Consider the following 18,452-nt stretch of genomic DNA (forward strand, 5'->3'; position numbering starts at 1 on the left):
ACATTGCCGATTTGTCGCATACGTTTCTTTCCTTTCTTCTGTTTTTCAAGGAGTTTACGCTTACGCGAGATGTCGCCACCGTAACATTTTGCCGTAACGTCTTTGCGGAGGGCTTTGATGGTTTCACGAGCAATGATTTTCGCTCCAATGGCCGCCTGAATCGGAATGTCAAACTGCTGACGCGGAATCAGTTCACGCAATTTTTCGCACATTTTCTTACCGATATTATACGCATTATCGGCGTGAATCAGGGCAGAAAGAGCGTCCACCGAATTGGCGTTAATCAACACATCAACCTTCACCAAATTCGAGGCACGCATTCCGATTGGCGAATAGTCAAACGAAGCGTAACCCTTTGATACGGTTTTGAGTCGGTCGTAGAAATCAAACACGATTTCCGCCAGTGGCATATCAAAATTCAGCTCCACGCGCTCAGGTGTGAGGTAGGTCTGGTTGGTGATTTGTCCGCGTTTTTCGATACAAAGCGACATCACTTGCCCCACAAAATCCGCTTTGGTGATAATCGAAGCCTTGATGTACGGCTCTTCCACGCGGTCGAGTTTTGATGGGTCGGGCAGGTCAGACGGATTGTTCACCACGATAGGCGTTTCGGGGTCTTTCTTAGTGTAAGCCAAATAACTAACGTTCGGAACGGTCGTGATTACGGTCATATCAAACTCGCGTTCCAACCGCTCTTGAATGATTTCCAAATGCAACATTCCGAGGAAACCACAACGGAAACCGAAGCCCAACGCCGCCGAACTTTCAGGTGTAAAAACCAGCGAAGCATCGTTGAGTTGCAGCTTCTCCATTGACGAACGCAATTCTTCATAATCCTCCGTATCAACAGGATAAATCCCTGCGAAAACCATCGGCTTCACATCCTCGAATCCGTCAATGGCTTCCGTACAGCCGTTTTGGGCAAAGGTGATGGTGTCGCCCACTTTCACCTCACGAGCGTCCTTAATCCCCGTGATGAGGTAACCCACATCGCCACAGCTCACAAAGGGTTTGGGTACTTGATTGAGTTTGAGCGTTCCCACCTCGTCGGCGTGGTAAATCTTATCGGAAGACATAAATTTGATGCGGTCGTTTTTGGAAATTTTTCCGTTCATTACACGGAAATACGTTTCCACCCCACGGAACGGATTGTACACCGAATCGAAAATCAGGGCTTGTAGCGGTGCCTCAGGGTCGCCTTTCGGAGCAGGAATGCGTTCGATGATGGCTTCGAGGATGTTTTCCACGCCCAGACCTGTTTTTCCGCTGGCAGGAATGATGTCGTCAGGGTCGCAACCGAGCAAATCCACGATGTCGTCTTTCACTTCTTCCGGATTTGCTGACGGAAGGTCGATTTTATTGAGGATTGGGATAATTTCCAAATCGTTTTCCAAAGCCAAATACAGGTTTGAAATGGTCTGAGCCTGAATGCTTTGTGCCGCATCGACTATGAGCAACGCACCCTCACAAGCGGCGATGGAACGCGACACTTCGTAGGAAAAATCCACGTGCCCCGGGGTGTCGATGAGGTTCAGAATGTAGGTTTCGCCTTTGTACTGATATTCCATCTGAATAGCGTGCGACTTGATGGTGATGCCACGTTCACGCTCTAAGTCCATATTATCAAGGAGTTGGTCTTGTTTTTCGCGTTCGGTGATGGTTTTGGTAAAGTCCAAAAGGCGGTCAGCCAGCGTACTTTTTCCGTGGTCGATGTGTGCGATGATGCAGAAATTACGTATGTTTTTCATTTTCTATTGCTAATGGCTACTCGCTTTGGGCGTATAGCTGATTCTTAAATTATTAACTACTAAATTGATACAAGGGACAAAGATACCATTTTTTTTGGTTTTTAAGAAACGAAATAAAAAACTCGGCAAAAAAGCCGAGTGATTTTGATTTTTTGGCAGAAAAATACCTATAAACTTTGCAAAGTGTGTTATAAACACAAAACTAATTTCAGAAAAACACAAAAAAAAATCCGCTTCTGTTTTAGAAACGGATTTTTTATTTTCAAAATGAATTAAATTTCTTCTTGGTCTCTCAAATGTTGGATGTATTGAGCTTTCTGAATTTCATTTCTTCTTTTTACAGAATTTTTAGTAAAATGCTGTTTTTCACGAAGTTTACGAACAACTCCGGTTCTGTCAAATTTACGTTTGTAACGCTTTAAAGCCTTATCGATGCTCTCGCCGTCTTTTACTGGTATTATCAACATAATCTATACACCTCCTCTCATTTGGAGGCGCAAAAGTACACATTCTTTTGAAACCTACAAATTTTTTGCAAGAAAAAATAAAATCACGATGTAAAATCCGATTTTGAAATGAAAATCAGCTCGTTGCTTCCTTCTATGTTTGAAAGAATTTTCACCTGATGTGTTTGTCGACAATACGCTGCGAATTTTGAATTCCGCTCGGAATGCAATTCACTTATTTTCATTGTATTAAATAGAATAATTCCGTTTGGGGTCATCAATGAAAAAATGTGGTTTATAAATTCCGTGGTGAATAAAAAATCGGGCATTGTGTCGTCTTGAAAAATATCAATGATAATCAAATCATAAGCTGATTTTTCTTTTTTTACAAATTCCTGAGCGTCAGCAATTTTGATTTTTAAATTCGGAATTTCATTGATTTTAAAATAGTTGCAAGCCAAATTAACAATTTCGGCATCAATGTCCACGGCGGTTATTTTTCCCGTGTAGCCAATCTCATCGACCAATGTTTTAACTACGCTTCCGCCTGCCAAACCCAAAACCAAAATGTGTTTCATTGCTCGCACTTGCGGAAAGCCTATCTGCCTCAAACCCAGTCGTAAAATGCGTTGCAGACTTCCGTACGAATAATTTGTATTGGGCGTGTCGAGCACCAAACGCCCGTTACGAAAGGCTACGTCTATCGATTTGTTAATCAACGACTTTTGCTTATGAACCGAAATCGGAAAAAGATAACTAAGCCATTTTTTTATCATCACTCGGCTTGGGTTTTTAGCTTATTATCAATGAGTTTTGTGGTTTTTCCGTCGAAAACGGCGTACGTGAAATAATGCATCCAATCGCCTGTGTTAATGTACGTTGCGGAATTTCCCAACGGAATTTCCATCGGAAGATGCCGATGCCCGAAAAGAAAATAATCGTAATGTTTGGTTTGCAATTTTCGTTTGCAATATTGCACCAACCACTCTTTTTCTTCTCCTAAAAATTTCACGTCGTCATCGCCCGAAATGAGTTTGTTTTTCACGGAAAGATACTGAGCCAACCGCACCCCAATATCAGGGTGCAACCAACGGAAAAGCCACTGTGCCAACGGATTGGCAAACACTTTTTTCATTCGTTTGTAGCCTTTATCGTCGGGACCGAGTCCGTCGCCGTGCCCCACCAAAAAGCGTTTTCCGTTGCACTCAAATTCCAATGGTTTGTGAAAAACAGGGATGTTCAATTCTTTTTGGAAATAATCACGCATCCAAAGGTCGTGATTTCCAACGAAGAAAAAAACGGGAATTCCGCCATCAGTAAATTCGGCTAACTTCCCCAACGTTCGCGTAAATCCTTTGGGAATCACGGTTTTATATTCAAACCAAAAATCGAACAAATCACCCAAAAGGAAAACCGCTCCTGCATCGGGTTTGATTCGGTCAAGCCACTGCACGAAGGCTTTTTCCCGCTGGCGACTTGCCACAAAATCGGGGGCACCCAAATGATTGTCGGAAGCGAAGTAAATTTTTTTATTTTCAAAAAGTTCAATTTTCATCTTTACGGATTATCGCCGGCAAACCATTCAGCATACGAACTTTCGGTTTCTTGCAATCGAAGTGAGAATAACGACACGTTTTCAGGCAAATATTTTTTGATGCGCCGGGCAAAATCAACCACCAAATTCTCGCTGGTAGGCTGGTAATCTACCAAAATCACGTGATGCCCTTTGGCTTTGAGTTCTTCCGCCAGATGTAAATGCGGCGACTGAGCGTTGAAAATCATTGCGTGGTCAAATTCATCAATAATTTGTTGTTTTACAATGTGTTTCAAATCGCCGAAATCAATGACCATTCCGTGTTTTGCGTGCTTGGGGTCGTCAATCGGCTGCCCGATGACCGTTACGTGAAGTTTGTAACTGTGTCCGTGCAGGTTTTTACACTTTCCGTCGTAACCGAAAAGGGCGTGCCCTGCCTCAAAATCAAATTTTTTGGTGATTCGTATGTTTGCCATTGTGCTTAAATAATGTATTTTGAAGCCGTAAAGGTAACAAAAAAGGCAACGCAAACAAAAAATAAAACACCATAAAAAACTAACCTACGCAAAACCAATTTTTTACAAAATGCTTTCATACGTTTTTCTTCTTTAAAGTCCAAAAAACCGATTGTTTTAATAAAATTTCTTATTTTTGCAACAATAAATTTTACACGAACAATGGTACTCACCGAACAAATATTTAACTTACACAAGGCTACCCGCACCAAATTGTTGGGTTTTCTGGAAAAATTAACTGCCGAGCAATTGGCTGAAATCCCGGACGGATTTCACAATAATGTGTTTTGGAACATAGCACATTGCGTTGCCACACAGCAAATTTTGTGCTACAAACTCAGCGGCGTTACCCCCCGAGTTCCTGATGAATTTATTGATACTTACCGAAAAGGAACAGCCCCTAACGGACAAGTGCCTACTGATGAACAAATCAATTCCTTAAAAAAACTACTCGTTACAACGCAAACACAATTACAGGCTGATTATCAGCAAAGTGTGTTTAAAAACTATAAAACGTATATGACCAGTTACGGGTTTGAACTTACCTCCATTGAAGATGCCATTCATTTTAACAACACGCACGAAGGGATGCACTTGGGCACCGTAATTGCGTTGAATTATTTTTTGGAAGCATAAGTTGGTAGTTTAATCACGGAAGAGAATGTCACCCATTTACAATCAGTTACTTATACCCTATATTATAGCGATGGCACTTGCCATTACGATGGGCGGTAGCGGAACGGCTCCTGCCTTTTCGGCGAGTTACGGCGCTAATGTAATTCGCAGAAGTTTAATTCCCGGCATTTTTGGGATTGCCGTTTTTTTGGGAGCATTCATTGCCGGAAAAAACACGGCTACAACGATGGGCAACGGCATTTTATCGGCTGATTATATGACCTTTACGGTAGTGTCAGTGGCGTTGCTTTCGGTTGCCATTACCTTGCTCATTGCCAACATTTCGGGCATTCCACAATCCACGAGTCAGGCAGCGGTGTTGGCAATTGCCGCTCCCGCGCTCTATTTCAACAAATTAGATGCCGGAAAATTATTTTTTGAAATTATCCCGACTTGGTTTGTCTTGCCGATAATTGCCTATCTGTTGGGTTATTTCTGCGGAAAATACATTTACAAACCGATGCGCCGCCGCGGACTAACAATGCAACGCGCACAAAATGAAAACCTTAAACCGGTTTGGAGCACCATTTTAATCGTGATGTCGGTCTATGTTTCGTTTGCTATCGGGTCGAACAACGTTGCCAACGCCGCCGGACCTATTGCTTCAATGACAATTAATGAATTAACTCTGCAAAACGAAAACGATTTTATGGTCATCCTCATTCTCTCATCACTGATTGTGGCACCGTGTTTCGGCATCGGAAGTTCGCTTTTCGGACATAAAATCGTAAAAAATACCGGTAAAGAGATCATCCTTTTCGGGAAATTTGAAGCCGTAATCATCGCCTTTATTTCGGGGAGTTTGCTTTTGGTGGCATCGCTCACCAAGGGGATTCCGTCATCATTAGTACAGGTGAATGTTGCTGCCATTTTGGGGATTGGCGTTGCCAAAATGGGACCTAAAAACATCTTTAATAAAACCCAAGTGAAACGCTTTTTTGCTATGTGGATGATTGCCCCGATAATTTCATTTGTACTTTCGCTTCTTCTAATTTATTTGGCAGATATGGCAGGGCTTATTCACAATCATTAAAATCGGTTTGATTTTTTCAACTTTTTTTATTTCTTTTTGTTAAAAAAATAATTTTTTGAAACGGAAAAGCACGCCTAAATCCGTTTTTTGCATATATTTGTAACCTCAACACAAAGTGTAGACAATGAAAATAGTTTTTTCCATTCTTTGGGCGCTGGTTTTTTCTTCTTTGGTAGGAAATTGGAACATAAATGCACAAAATATTGCTCCCGATGAGCAAGAAATCACTTCGTTTGATACGCACCCGAAATTCAACGACTGCCCCGAATCGGACGGCAGTGAAGCCGGATTTAAAAAATGCTTAGCCGCTTACGTTCAAAGCCATTTGAAAAACACGCATAACCGCAACGGAAGGGTGCTGGTGAGTTTCCGAATTGAGCCTACCGGAAAAGCACGTGTGTTACACGTTCAGGGGCGGGATTCACTGCTGAATCAAGAGGCGCGACAACTCATTGAGCAATTGCCCGAACTTATTGCAGCACAGAAAGATAATAAATCCGTAGCATACAACGTAAACCTGCCTTTTACTTTTGAGAAGTTTATAGATGTATTTTCGGCAAACCGAACCTATTACCACACTGTTGATGTTTTTCCCAAATGGAATTTTTCGGTGATTGACAGCGAATCGGGCGCTGAATTTCACAGAACCTTATCTCGGTTTTTTCACCAACAGGTTCAGCCCGATGCAACGGAAAAACAACACGATGCGCACCTACTCATTCGGGTTACTTCCGAAGGTGATGTTGCCATTCGTGATATTTTTTGTGAAAACGAACAACTGGGACAAAAAATCATAAAAGCTTCTAAACGACTACCCAAAGCAATTCCTGCCCGTAAAAACGGCAAAGTAGTGAGTTTTGAAACCACGTTAAGCATTTCATTTTCAAATAATGAAAACGAGATGCTCCCGCCCGACCAGTGGGTGAAAATCGCCTCGTGTGGTAGCAAAAAAGAACTGACCCAAAAAGCATTTAAAAAATGCTTGGATGAGTTTGTTATACAAAACTTTGTGTATCCAAAAAAGGCACTTGAAAGCAACATACAAGGAACGGTGTACGTTATTTTTAAAATTACACCCGAGAAAAAGGTGGAAATCAAAGCATTGTTAAATGGCGAACCGATTTTGCAAGCGATGGCGTATTACATCATTGAAAAACTGCCTATTGAATTGCCGGCGTATCGGAGCGGAAAAGCCGTTCCTGTTTCGCTTATGTACCCTATCGTGTTTAGAATTCGGGATTAATCATAAAACAAAAGAAGATGAAAAACAAAATGCAATTATTGTTCAGCCTCTGGCTGATGTTGTTTGCCGTTGTTTCGTGCAGCGGACAAAAAACAACGGCAAACCAAAGCAAAAAGCCGAAAACCACGCAACAAACTTCGCAAAAAAAGGCAAAAACTACTTCAAAGAAAGGAAAAACCACCTCAAAGAAGTCAAAAGCCACGCCAAAAAAAGCGACAGAATCGGCAAAAGCGAAAACAACTGCACCAACAGAAAACGGCAAATCCGCTTTGCTTGCCACCGAACCTTACAAAAGGCAAGTAATAGCAACCTATTATCACGATAAATTCAACGGACGCAAAACCGCCAACGGCACCGTGTTTGACAACAGCAAGCAAACGGCGGCACATCGTACGTTGCCTTTCGGGACGAAACTCAAAGTTATTAACCGAATTAACGGAAAATGGATTTATGTAACCGTAAATGACCGAGGACCGGTAAAAACCACACGCGAAATTGACCTGACCAAACGCGCCTTTATGGACATTACCGACAATACCAATAAAGGAGAACTTTTAGTGGACATTGAAATCGTGAAGGATTGATTGGGTTGAATGTAGCTTGAAAATAGAAGTCCTGCGGATTAATAGCGTTTGTAAAAAGCAATAGCTATGCAAAATAACGAAACCTTTTTTAAAAGTCAATATTGTTTTTCTAATTTTTTTACTGAACCTTTGCATATCACTTAAAGCAATACATTTATGCAAAAAACAACACATTTACAAGGGTTTGTTTGTAAACGGCTGGCTTGCCGTAGGACAAGGAAAATTAGAAGACAAACACCTCGTTTTTGAAAATATCGAGCCTTTTGTGATTTATCAGCCATTGACTTACAAAGATAATGAACTGATTCCCATTACATATCCATTTATGTACAAAAAAGACAAAGTTCATATTTTTGTACCCGACCGTGAAACTCAAAAAGTGGCTTTAATCAGGAAGTATCCGTTACGAAAAACCAGTTCTGCCCGATATAAAAACTGGTTATTATTAACAGAAATAAGAGGGGCAAACAATCCTCGTTTTTCAAATAGTGATTTATTACATAAAATGGAAAAACTTCCGCCTAAAAACGTCATCGAAGTAAACATCAATAGCCCCAAAAAATATCAATTTTTTCAGTATCAAGTACCCAAAGATTCGGTTCTGTCCATAGCTGAAATTCATTTTTTTGATGAAAATCACCACAAAATCACATTTGATTCCATTTATAGCAACGGAAAACCTTGGAAAAATATTGACTTATACCAACTTAAAAATTGCTGTGATAACGACCCTGTTTCATTTTTCCATACTTGGGAAAACGGCACAAGTATCTTTTTTAAATCAAAAACACCCAAAAAAGTAAGTAAAATACAATTTATTCCCCGAAACGACGATAATTTTATACGTGAAGGTGATATTTACGAACTTTTTTATAATGACGGCAAAAACGGTTGGGTTTCGCTGGGCGAACAACGGGCAACCAACAAACCCGTATTGCATTACATCGCTCCGAAAAACGCCGTTCTGTGGCTCAAAAACAAAACACGAGGCAAAGAAGAACAGCTATTCACGTACGAAAACGACAGGCAAATTTTCCCGACTTTTGAGGCGTATGGGAAATAATTTTATTACTTTTGCAAAACCAAACGATGTAAATACTTAAATAATGAAATATATACCTACACTCATTTTGGTGCTCGTGGGCACTTTTGCTTGGGCGCAAGGTTTGCCCAACGTAACACTTAAAGATTTACAAGGAAAATCCGTTAACCTTTCGGATTACAACACAAAATCCAATCCTGTGATTGTCAGCTTCTGGGCTACGTGGTGCGCCCCTTGCGTGAAGGAACTCAAAGCCATTCACAAGCAATATCCGCAATGGCAAAATGAATTTGCTGCCGAGTTTATCGCCGTTGCCACTGATGATGCCAAAACCAAAAACCGCGTAAAAGCACAAGTGAAAGGCGCCGGTTGGGCGTACACCGTACTGATGGACGATAATCACGAACTAAAACGGGCAATGAACGTTACCAACGTTCCGTACACAGTGATTATCCACAACGGAAAAATCGCCTACGTGCATTCGGGCTACACACCCGGCATTGAAAACGAAATTCATAAAGAACTACAATCCTTAACTCGTAACTAATGCGTAATTATTTATCTTTCACATTGTTGTGCTTTGTTTTTATGGCAGGGCACGCACAACTTCGTGTCGGGGTCGAATCAAATTCGCAGTACTACGTTGATGACAAAGAAATTAAATTAGATGAACTCGAAGCCAAGCATCGTTTCCGTTCCAATAACTATTTAAAGGTGGATTATCGGGTAAAAAACTTTGAGTTTGGCGTTCAGGGCGAAACCTATTTGCCGCAAGCAATTTTGAATTACAATCCGCAGTTGGAAAAATATCACATCGGTGCTGTTTTTGCCCGCTATAACAATTCTGAAAAAGGAATTGACCTCACCGCCGGGCATCTTTACGAACAATTCGGTAGCGGATTGGCGCTGCGTTTCTGGGAAGACCGCGCCTTGGGCATTAACAACGCTCTCTTCGGCGGACGCATAAAATGGAACTTGAACGATGTTTTTCAGCTGAAACTTCTCGGCGGAAAACAACGCATCGGTATGGGATTTGATTTTTCAAAAGGAATCGTTTACGGTGCCGATGCCGAACTTGATATTTCGCAGTGGCTTAAAAAAGAAGATTACACGCTTAAATTCGGCGCTACACTATCCGGAAGACACGAAGATCTCGCCGAAATACAACCGCAAACCGATAAAAACACGACTATTTTCGGGCTTAGAACGGATTATATTGGCCAAAATTTTAACTTCGGAGGCGAATACTTGTTCAAAACAAAGGATATTCACTACGAACAGAATCAATTTCAACCTAAAATCAATCGCTCGGGTAGTGCTTTGTTGTTAAATGCGGGTTATAACAACGCAAATAACTTGGCACTTAACCTAAATTTCCGCCGATTGGAGAACTTTTCTTTCTTTTCGCAACGAAATTTAGTGGACAATCTCCATAATTACGCAATGATAAATTATGTACCGGCACTGACCAAGCAATATGACCATAGTTTGCAAAACATTTACGTCTATCAGGCACAATACAAAATGGATTACAACAATTCACTGAAAAAGCAAGGTGAAATTGGCGGTCAGTTTGATGTGTTTTATGAAGCTCAGCCCGATTCGTTTTTAGGCGGTGCCACGGGGGCAAGTTTTGCCATTAACGGGTCATACTGGGCGGGACTCAAAAACGATGTAACCACCGTTACATACCTCGATAAATACGGATTGGAACAGAAAGAAACCCAATTAAAAAGCTCATTTTTCGGTTTTGGCGAAAAATATTATCACGATTTGGCGGTGGAATATCGCAAGCCGTTTTCTGACCGATTCACCACCATCTTTTCGTACTTAAATCAATACTACGACAGTTTTGCCATCGTAGGGAAAGAGTATCGTGTCAAGGCTCACACCATTTCGGCAGAGGGCACTTACTTTTTGTCCGACACTCAATCGCTTCGTTTGGAAATGCAACACCAATGGGCTGACCAAGACACCAAAAACTGGATTGCCAACACGTTGGAATACGTACCAAACGCCCGCTGGTCGTTCTTTGTCAGTGATTTATACAACTACGGGAATGACAATCCCGACAAACGATTGCATTACTATAACATAGGTGGGGCATTCGCTTACAAAAGTACCCGCGTAGCGCTCAGCTACGGGCGCCAACGAGGCGGCGTTTTATGTGTTGGTGGCGTTTGCCGAGTAGTACCCGAATCAGCCGGATTTACACTGAACATCACTAGCAGTTTTTAGACAAAATTTTTCATTCGATTTTGTAAATTAATTTTGATGTCAAAGTAGGATTTCGCTCTTTTTTGTGAGTGATTTCCTACTTTTGTTTCTATTGTATAACGCAAAAAAGAAGATTTTTGCTCGAATAGAAACAAACTCATTGCGCAATTATAAAAAAATCCATATCTTTGCCTAAAATCGTGATTTTCATTCTAAAAAAAGAAATGTTATGAAAATATATTTACTGTTTTCGTTAATAAGTTTTACGCTGTTTTCGTGTCCGTATGAACGAACTTATGACAAGTATTCATCTGATTATGAGCCCGAAATTATGGAGCGTAGTGCGTTTGAAAATGCCATCGCCATTGTAAATGCTTCCGGAACACCCAAAGTGAAAAATGCCGGAAAAATTTACCTCAAAACACCTTATATGTTTATAGGCGATACCAACAAAGGTTTTTACGTCTATGACAATTCCGAACCTACAACGCCTTCATTGATAGCATTTTTAAAAATACCCGGAGCTACCGACTTGGCAATCAAAGGTGATGTTATATACGTAAATCAATCGGTTGATTTAGTAGCTTTTAGTTGTGATTTCTCGCGAAATAAAGTTACAATTCACGACCGTATCAGAAACACCTTTCCTGTTTTGCGCTCGCCCGATGGCTATTATCCCGTCATTTCCGAAGACAAAGTGGTGGTGGATTGGCATAAAAAAAGTAAAACCGAATAAAATCATTGTGTTATGAAAAAAATAGTTTTTGTCATATTTTTATTGCTTGCTGTTGCGTGTAGTAAAGAAACTTCGTCCTCCGGTGCTGAATTGAGTCGTGATGGCAACAGTGTTGGCGGTTCATTGGCAACTTTTACTTTGGTTGGCGAGTATCTTTATGTGGTTGATTCGGGGCGATTGAACGTCTTCTCGGTAGCAAACCCCACCAATCCGTCAAAAGTAAACACCGTTTACGTGGGTTTCAACATTGAAACGCTGTTTTCACTCAATGATTTTCTGTTTATCGGCTCTCGAAACGGAATGTTTATTTATTCTGTCGCCCAGCCCGAAGCACCCGAAAAATTATCTGAATATCATCACTTTAACGCTTGCGACCCCGTTGTGGCAAACGCCTCACACGCTTTTGTTACCTTGCACTCAAACTCAACTTGTGGTAACAATATCAATGTGTTGCAGGTCTATGACATTGGCGATTTAAAACGCCCCGTAAAAATTCACGAGCGGAATTTAACCCAGCCCCGAGGGCTTGCCCTAATCGGGAATTATTTGGCGGTTTGTGATGATGATTTGAAGTTTTTCGACATTTCAAATCCGGCACAACCGGTATTGAAACATTCTGAGAATAAAACGTATAAGGATTTGATTTTTCACAACAATCGTCTTTATGCTTTTGGCGAGCGGGAAGTTACGCAGTACCAGTGGAAAGCGGCTGATTTTTCAGATTTATCCGTAATTAGCACCGTGAAATATTAACTTTAAAAGAGATTTTTTTTCATATTTTATAAACAAAAAAAAGAGCATTTTGATGTACAAGATGCTCTTTTTCAGTAACCATAAAATTTTAAAAAATGTGAAAATGCTTTGGGTGGAATACCGGGCTCGAACCGGCGACCTTCGGAACCACAATCCGACGCTCTAACCAACTGAGCTAAAACCACCATATTGCTATGCGGGTGCAAAGGTACAAAAAAAATGGAATCTACAAAAAAAATAAGCATTTTTTTATTCAAAATTTTATGCCTACTCCCTTCGTATGACAAAAATCAGTAAAAAAACTTTTAAAAATGCAGCAAATTAACTACTTTTGTGGCTCATTTCTAACTTGCAAAACAATGCGTTTAAGCTGGCTTTATGGTATTTTTTTAGGAGGATGGCTCGGTGCGTGCGCCGTGGAACAGAATATTCCCATTGAGGGCGATTTTGAGATTTCACTGGCAGATGAGCGTCATAACGTTCCGGTGCGGGTACGGATTATCAACCGAATAAAAGGCGCTGACACTTTCCGCTGGGAATTTCCCGAAGGTAGTTACACCACTTCCGATGCCATACATCCCGAAGAAATCGTTTATCGAAACGCCAAAACGCACACCATCACCCTGCACGCCGCAAACCTTGACGGCGAACAAAAAACATTTCAAAAGCAATTCACCGCCTTTGCCGAACTCACTGCCAACTTTGACTGGCAACAAGTAGGAAGCCTGCACGCACCACTAACGCTCAAAATGCAAAATCACAGCCAAGGGGCAAAAGCTTATCAGTGGCATTTTCAAGGCGGTACACCCGAATTCAGTGCCGAAGAAAACCCCACCGTAATTTTTGAACGCGGAGGCGATTTCAAAATTACCTTAGAAGTGGTTAATCACTCGCAAACGGAAAAAATAGAGAAAAACATCTCGGTAGCGGCAGCCTTAGAGGTTGCTTTCGATTGGGAAAACGAATACGCCGAAAACCGGCAAGCTCCGGTGCGCATCTTTCTGAAAAACAACACCCAAAATGCTACACTTGGTTACCATTGGCAGGTGAAAGGCGATGGCTTTTCGCAAGAATCAACCCTTGAAAACCCCGATTTTTTGCTCCCTACGGCAGGAAATTACCAAATTACGCTCACTGCCAAAAACGATAAGCAAACACTTGCCCTAAGTAAAGACTTTTTGGTGGAACAGGGGCAAAATTTACTGACTTTCACCGATATAAAGCTCGGTATCCACACGGCGCAGCACTCCGTTGGTTGTGCTTTTTCCGCTTACTTAGAGAAGGTGCTCACCGCCAATGAAATTACCCCCGAAAACGGGCAACTTATTGACTTTGTCTACTTCGGGCAGAACCCCTCCTTCACCTATAACGTCTTGCTATCGCCCGATAAAGCACAAACCACCGTTTTTGAACCAATTGCAAATGCATCTGTAACACAAATCGTTAATAAACAAGAAAATAACGCAGCGTTATTGATAAGCGCCACTGACTTTGATGCACTGACATCAGGTAGCGGACTTTCAGCAGTTTCCGTTGTTGGGCAAACGAACCAAGCTCCCTTTAATCTTTCCGAATTGCCTCGTGTTGTGCCGTTCCAAACAGCCAATGGGCGCAAAGGAGCCGTTAAAATAAAAGATTTTGTACAGCAGGGAAATGAATCGTACCTCGTGGCGGACATCAAAATCCAAAAAATACCCTGATTTGATTAGCATCCTCAGCCTATGAAAGCAAAGCGTTTGTTTTTGGTGCTTATGGCGCTGTGTTTCGCTCACGGATTTGCCCAACAGGTAGATTTGGAGAACATCAGCAGCCGCACGCGCGATACATTCAAAAAACATCCGTTGTGGGTATCCGGAAGTGCTTCCGTTAGCGGGGCTTATGCGCGTTCTTTTGAAAATGGGCAAGCCGTGCAAAACGCTCCGTTTCTCTATTTTTTAAACGGGAACCTCAATATCGGGCTTTATGACTGGTCTATTCCGTTTAGTTATCGCTTCACCAACCAAGGGAGCGCCTTCAATTACCAAATTCCGTTTAAATTCAATCGCTTAAGCCTACATCCCAAATACAAGTGGATACAAGCGCACATCGGTGATGCTTCAATGACCTTTTCGCCTTACACTTTTAACGGATTACAGTTCACCGGCGTAGGGCTGGAACTCAATCCCGAGAAATTTCCGCTCAAAGCAGCCCTAATGGGCGGGCGATTACAGCAAGCAGTGGAGTATGACGGCAATGCGCAAACCACTCCCGCTTATGAACGGTGGGGATACGGAGGCAAACTATTCTATAAAAACGATGCGGTGGAGGTAGGAGCTATTATTTTCCTTGCGAAAGACAAACCGCAATCATTAAGCAACCCTATTCCGGGCGAAAAGAAAATCTATCCGCAGGAAAACGCCGTATATTCGGCTTTCGGGAAGTACAAACCCTTTCATTTTGTTGAAGTTTTTGGCGAATATGCCCTCAGTAAACTCGGATACGTAAATGAAACGTCCAAAGGATATGATGCGTACAACGCAGGAATCAATTTTCTGATAGGAAAAGCCACCGTAGGGGTGCGATATGAACAAGTGGCGCCCGAATATAGAACCTTAGGCGCTTATTACTTTGTAAATGATATGGAAAATATCACCCTAAACGGCTCGGGAACACTCTGGCAGGGCAGAATTAGCCTCTCGGGAAGCATCGGGAAACAGCGCGACAACCTTAGCGGACAAAAAGTAAAGCAATCGAATCAATGGGTCGGGTCGGTAAACCTTTCCGCAAAGGTGAGCGAAGCCATAACACTGAGTGGTTCGTACAGTAACTTTACGATGTTTACCAACAAACAGGTCAATCCGTTCGAAAAACTAAACAATCCGAGCTTGTACGAGCAGCCGCAGGACTCTATCCGCTATCGGCAGGTATCACAAAACGTCTCGGCGAACTTGGTCTATGTATTTTCGGAAACCAAACAGCTTACGCTGAGCTACAACCTGAATGATGTGGTCAATCGCGAGAATGATATCGTGCGGAAAGGGGGCATTTCGCGCTTCCACAACGTCGGGTTGAACTATTCGTGGCTGTTTCCGGAGCAAAAACTAACGCTAACGCCCTCGTTTAATTATACGCATAACTATGTAGCCCGTGAAATATCGCAAATCTTCGGACCGTCAATCCAAATCGGTAAGAGTTTCCTTGATGACAAGCTCTCAACGTCCATCGGAGGGAATTATAGTCGCTCGGTAGGCGCACAAACGAGTGCCAACACGGCAAATTTACAGCTTGGTGCTGCGTATTCGCCTTGGAAAAGCCATCAATTTACATTCAGCGCTGTGCAATCGTTCAGAAACAGCAAGTCGCCATCCTCCGGAAACTCAGGGCAAGACACCAACCTAAGCATTGGATACACTTACCGACTTGAAAAGACCGAAATACCTCTTCCGAAGTTTAAATTCAAGAAGAAGGAGAAAACAAAACGAACGAAGAAGAGTAAGAGCGGAAGTAAAGTAGAAAATCCAAAAGAAGAATCGGAGTCTTTACCTGTGGAAGAAATATCTAAAATTTCTGAAGAAGAAAGCAAACCGAAAGTAGCAATAGAAGAATTGCCCGTAGCGGAAGAACTTCCTGTGGTAGTAACTGAAAGTCGAAACGGAGCCAAAGGAGAGTCACATAAAAACAAAAGAGAACAGCGCAGAATCAAAAGGGAGAAGCGTGTAGCATCTGAAAAACCGATTGAAAAATTAACTCCGGAAGAGCAGTTAGAGCAAGATTATCGTATGTTTGTGTTCCGTTGCTTGCAAAACTTGTACCGTCAGGCACACAGAATGGACGAACGACTCAAAACTAACCTCTTTGCACATAAAAACGAATGGGATAAGGATAAATCTGCCGAAAAGGAAGCCGTTTTCAGAAAAGCGGAAGCTGCTTATCTCACACATCTGTGGATGATGGAGCAATTGCAAGGTCTAACCCTGCAAGATGTCATCGAAGAAAAAGGGCTTCTGAAAGATTTTTCAAACCAACATAAGGAAGATATCAAAGAAACGCTACAAAAGAAACTATCTAAGCAAGAAAAAATGAATTACATTTCCATTCTCCTAGCCGATTTCTATCATAAAGCATTTGAATGATAAATAACCAACAAGAAACAGCTGTTAATGGATGAAAATACGTATTTCAAACACTGATGAGAGCAAGGGTTTTATGAAATTTTCCAACTACAATAGACCCCACAGTAAGTAACGGCGTTTTCTCAAACACAGACTACATTCAAGTAGCGTCTGACATTCCTAATGAGCAAGTTATCAATAAAAAACACATCGGTACTTACACGCCTTTGGTAATCATCGGACACGAAATAACCCTTCTTGATGTGATGCAGTATTTAAAGTGCATTTCATTTCCCCTATTTGGTTGTACTGAAATTGATTCTATTGATTTTTGCGGACAAATTTTTAATCACCATTACGATTTATTTCTTGATGTAGAATGGAATATGTCCTTTTTACTGCTCAAAGACCAATCCGAATCATTTATTGATTTTTTGTATAACACTATAAAATAATAAGTTATGGAATTAATAATATGCGATGCTTATTTATCAGAGAAAAAACGTATCTTTGCAAAAAAACGAAAAACTATGAGTACAACAGCCAAAAAAACAAAGAAAACCGCGGGGTTAAACGGAACTACACAAGCTGAAAAAATCAGTAAAAAAGAACAGAAATTGAGAGCGTTAGCAGAAGAAGTACAAAAAATTTTCGCTAAACATAAAGTGAAACCTTTTAACCGAAAAGAACTCTATGCAAGCTATTAAGGTAATTTGCGATACGAATATTATCAGTAATTATTTGGGAGAAAAGGGGAAACCCGAAATAAAACAAGAAGTTTTGGATATAGGTTTGGAAAATATAGCAATTACTTCCGTTGTTTATATTGAACTCATTCGCTGGCTCAGTGCTTATAAAGGATTTTCAAAGAGTGAACGAATGAAATGCAAGACCTTTTTCAACAGCCTAAAAGTATTACACCTAAACAAAGAAATTTCTGTTCGGGCTATGGAAAACGCCCTAAAAGCCGATAGTGTTGATGCCGCAGATATTCTTATAGCTACTACGGCAATGTATTATGATTTGCCCGTTTTTACCGATAACACAAAACACTTTAAACAAATTAAAGGGATAAAATTACACACTCCTAAAAAATAAAAAAACTTCTTTTCCCATTCAACCGCCCACTTCGGACGGTTATTTTTTTGTTCAAAATGTTTAAAAATGCCCTTTTTTGACCCTTTTTGACCTAAAATGACCCTTTTTGACCTACCCCCCTTGCTTTTCTTCTTTCCTTTGCAGGGTAAAAAATCGCAAAAAATGAGCAGTTATGAAAGCATTAATCAAGCCTTGTATCGCCCGATTTTGTCCGGTGCGCGATACGACGGTTATATGCCTTCGTCCGATTGTTCATCGGTGCGGTTAGGCAAAGGCGACACGTCATTTTCCATTCAAAAAATGAAAGAAACCGCCTTAAAATACCGCCATCACACCGAGCGACTTACGCAAGTTCTTTTACAAAATGAAACCTCACTGGCGCGTTTTTGTGCGAATATCCATTCGTTTTTGTTCAACCATTTGCAGTACAAGCTGGACGGCGAAGTACAAAAATTACGCTCACCGGCTTGCAGCTGGGCATCTCGTAATGAGGGGATTGACTGCAAAAGCTATTCCATTTTTGCCAGTACCATTCTGCAAAATGCGGGTATTTCGCACTATATGAGGCGCATACGCCAACGCGGAATGTATGCCGATGCCTATACGCACGTGTACGTTATCGTTCCTAAAAATCAGAAAACCAATAAATTAAAAGATGGTTATTACACCATTGACACCCGCGAAGTAGGTTGTACGTTGAGAAAACCCATCAATATCTGAATGCAACGGCGATGAAT

At 41.3% G+C, this 18,452-nt stretch carries 19 protein-coding genes and 1 tRNA gene; 14 read left to right on the forward strand and 6 right to left on the reverse strand.

The genetic code is table 11. The features are described 5' to 3' along the window. The 5 genes from lepA to Q4D72_RS10250 form a co-directional block, all read right to left on the reverse strand. On the reverse strand, nt 1-1,748 hold a 1,748-nt coding region (gene lepA, locus Q4D72_RS10230; protein ID WP_303077762.1), incomplete at its 3' end, for a translation elongation factor 4. A 272-nt stretch (nt 1,749-2,020) separates the two neighbouring features. Next, nucleotides 2,021-2,215, reverse strand: coding sequence for a 30S ribosomal protein S21 (gene rpsU, locus Q4D72_RS10235; protein WP_303077763.1), 195 nt, complete (start codon nt 2,213-2,215; stop codon nt 2,021-2,023). Between the two features lie 83 nt (nt 2,216-2,298). After that, nucleotides 2,299-2,970: a spermidine synthase gene (locus tag Q4D72_RS10240; RefSeq protein WP_303077764.1), complete on the reverse strand. Its 672-nt coding sequence runs from the start codon at nt 2,968-2,970 to the stop codon at nt 2,299-2,301. Beyond that, nucleotides 2,970-3,749, reverse strand: coding sequence for a UDP-2,3-diacylglucosamine diphosphatase (locus tag Q4D72_RS10245; protein WP_303077765.1), 780 nt, complete (start codon nt 3,747-3,749; stop codon nt 2,970-2,972). The genes Q4D72_RS10240 and Q4D72_RS10245 overlap by 1 nt, the downstream gene beginning before the upstream one ends. 2 nt (nt 3,750-3,751) lie before the next feature. Continuing rightward, a complete protein-coding gene (locus Q4D72_RS10250; RefSeq protein WP_303077766.1) occupies nt 3,752-4,204 on the reverse strand; it encodes a 6-carboxytetrahydropterin synthase in 453 nt (150 codons plus the stop codon). 201 nt (nt 4,205-4,405) lie between these two features. Here Q4D72_RS10250 and Q4D72_RS10255 point away from each other — a divergent pair, with 201 nt between their 5' ends. From Q4D72_RS10255 to Q4D72_RS10295, 9 genes are all read left to right on the forward strand, one after another. Further along, nucleotides 4,406-4,879: a DinB family protein gene (locus tag Q4D72_RS10255; protein WP_303077767.1), complete on the forward strand. Its 474-nt coding sequence runs from the start codon at nt 4,406-4,408 to the stop codon at nt 4,877-4,879. Nucleotides 4,880-4,904: 25 nt separating this feature from the next. Further along, a complete protein-coding gene (locus Q4D72_RS10260) occupies nt 4,905-5,951 on the forward strand; it encodes an inorganic phosphate transporter (RefSeq protein ID WP_303077768.1) in 1,047 nt (348 codons plus the stop codon). 124 nt (nt 5,952-6,075) lie between these two features. Beyond that, on the forward strand, nt 6,076-7,194 hold the full coding sequence (locus tag Q4D72_RS10265) for an energy transducer TonB (RefSeq protein WP_303077769.1): 1,119 nt from the start codon (nt 6,076-6,078) through the stop codon (nt 7,192-7,194). 269 nt (nt 7,195-7,463) lie between these two features. Next, the gene (locus Q4D72_RS10270; RefSeq protein WP_303077782.1) at nt 7,464-7,778 is read left to right on the forward strand and encodes a septal ring lytic transglycosylase RlpA family protein; all 315 of its coding nucleotides are present in this window, start codon (nt 7,464-7,466) and stop codon (nt 7,776-7,778) included. A 184-nt stretch (nt 7,779-7,962) separates the two neighbouring features. Further along, nucleotides 7,963-8,841, forward strand: a complete 879-nt coding sequence (locus tag Q4D72_RS10275; RefSeq protein WP_303077771.1) for a hypothetical protein — start codon at nt 7,963-7,965, stop codon at nt 8,839-8,841. A 43-nt stretch (nt 8,842-8,884) separates the two neighbouring features. Further along, the gene (locus tag Q4D72_RS10280; protein ID WP_303077772.1) at nt 8,885-9,367 is read left to right on the forward strand and encodes a TlpA disulfide reductase family protein; all 483 of its coding nucleotides are present in this window, start codon (nt 8,885-8,887) and stop codon (nt 9,365-9,367) included. Continuing rightward, nucleotides 9,367-11,058, forward strand: a complete 1,692-nt coding sequence (locus Q4D72_RS10285) for a DUF6029 family protein (protein WP_303077773.1) — start codon at nt 9,367-9,369, stop codon at nt 11,056-11,058. Before Q4D72_RS10280 ends, Q4D72_RS10285 begins: the two co-directional genes overlap by 1 nt. 208 nt (nt 11,059-11,266) lie before the next feature. Beyond that, nucleotides 11,267-11,773 (forward strand): hypothetical protein, encoded by a 507-nt coding sequence (locus Q4D72_RS10290; RefSeq protein WP_303077774.1) that lies wholly within the window; start codon nt 11,267-11,269, stop codon nt 11,771-11,773. A gap of 12 nt (nt 11,774-11,785) precedes the next feature. Continuing rightward, entirely contained in the window at nt 11,786-12,526 is a 741-nt protein-coding gene (locus Q4D72_RS10295; protein ID WP_303077775.1) for an LVIVD repeat-containing protein, read from the forward strand. A 110-nt stretch (nt 12,527-12,636) separates the two neighbouring features. On the opposite strand, the gene Q4D72_RS10300 is transcribed toward Q4D72_RS10295, so the two are convergent. After that, nucleotides 12,637-12,712: transfer RNA gene (locus Q4D72_RS10300), tRNA-His, on the reverse strand. A gap of 173 nt (nt 12,713-12,885) precedes the next feature. Between Q4D72_RS10300 and Q4D72_RS10305 the strand changes: the two genes are divergently transcribed. The 5 genes from Q4D72_RS10305 (at nt 12,886) to Q4D72_RS10325 (ending at nt 18,435) form a co-directional block, all read left to right on the forward strand. Further along, a complete protein-coding gene (locus tag Q4D72_RS10305) occupies nt 12,886-14,226 on the forward strand; it encodes a PKD domain-containing protein (protein WP_303077776.1) in 1,341 nt (446 codons plus the stop codon). A gap of 21 nt (nt 14,227-14,247) precedes the next feature. Next, on the forward strand, nt 14,248-16,638 hold the full coding sequence (locus Q4D72_RS10310; RefSeq protein WP_303077777.1) for a TonB-dependent receptor: 2,391 nt from the start codon (nt 14,248-14,250) through the stop codon (nt 16,636-16,638). A gap of 509 nt (nt 16,639-17,147) precedes the next feature. Continuing rightward, the gene (locus Q4D72_RS10315; protein ID WP_303077778.1) at nt 17,148-17,324 is read left to right on the forward strand and encodes a hypothetical protein; all 177 of its coding nucleotides are present in this window, start codon (nt 17,148-17,150) and stop codon (nt 17,322-17,324) included. Next, a complete protein-coding gene (locus Q4D72_RS10320) occupies nt 17,311-17,715 on the forward strand; it encodes a PIN domain-containing protein (RefSeq protein ID WP_303077780.1) in 405 nt (134 codons plus the stop codon). The genes Q4D72_RS10315 and Q4D72_RS10320 overlap by 14 nt, the downstream gene beginning before the upstream one ends. A 162-nt stretch (nt 17,716-17,877) precedes the next feature. Further along, a complete protein-coding gene (locus Q4D72_RS10325; RefSeq protein ID WP_303077781.1) occupies nt 17,878-18,435 on the forward strand; it encodes a hypothetical protein in 558 nt (185 codons plus the stop codon). Nucleotides 18,436-18,452: the final 17 nt, after the last annotated feature.

It is taken from the genome of Capnocytophaga sp. (assembly GCF_030532915.1).
Classification (GTDB): Bacteria; Bacteroidota; Bacteroidia; order Flavobacteriales; family Flavobacteriaceae; genus Capnocytophaga.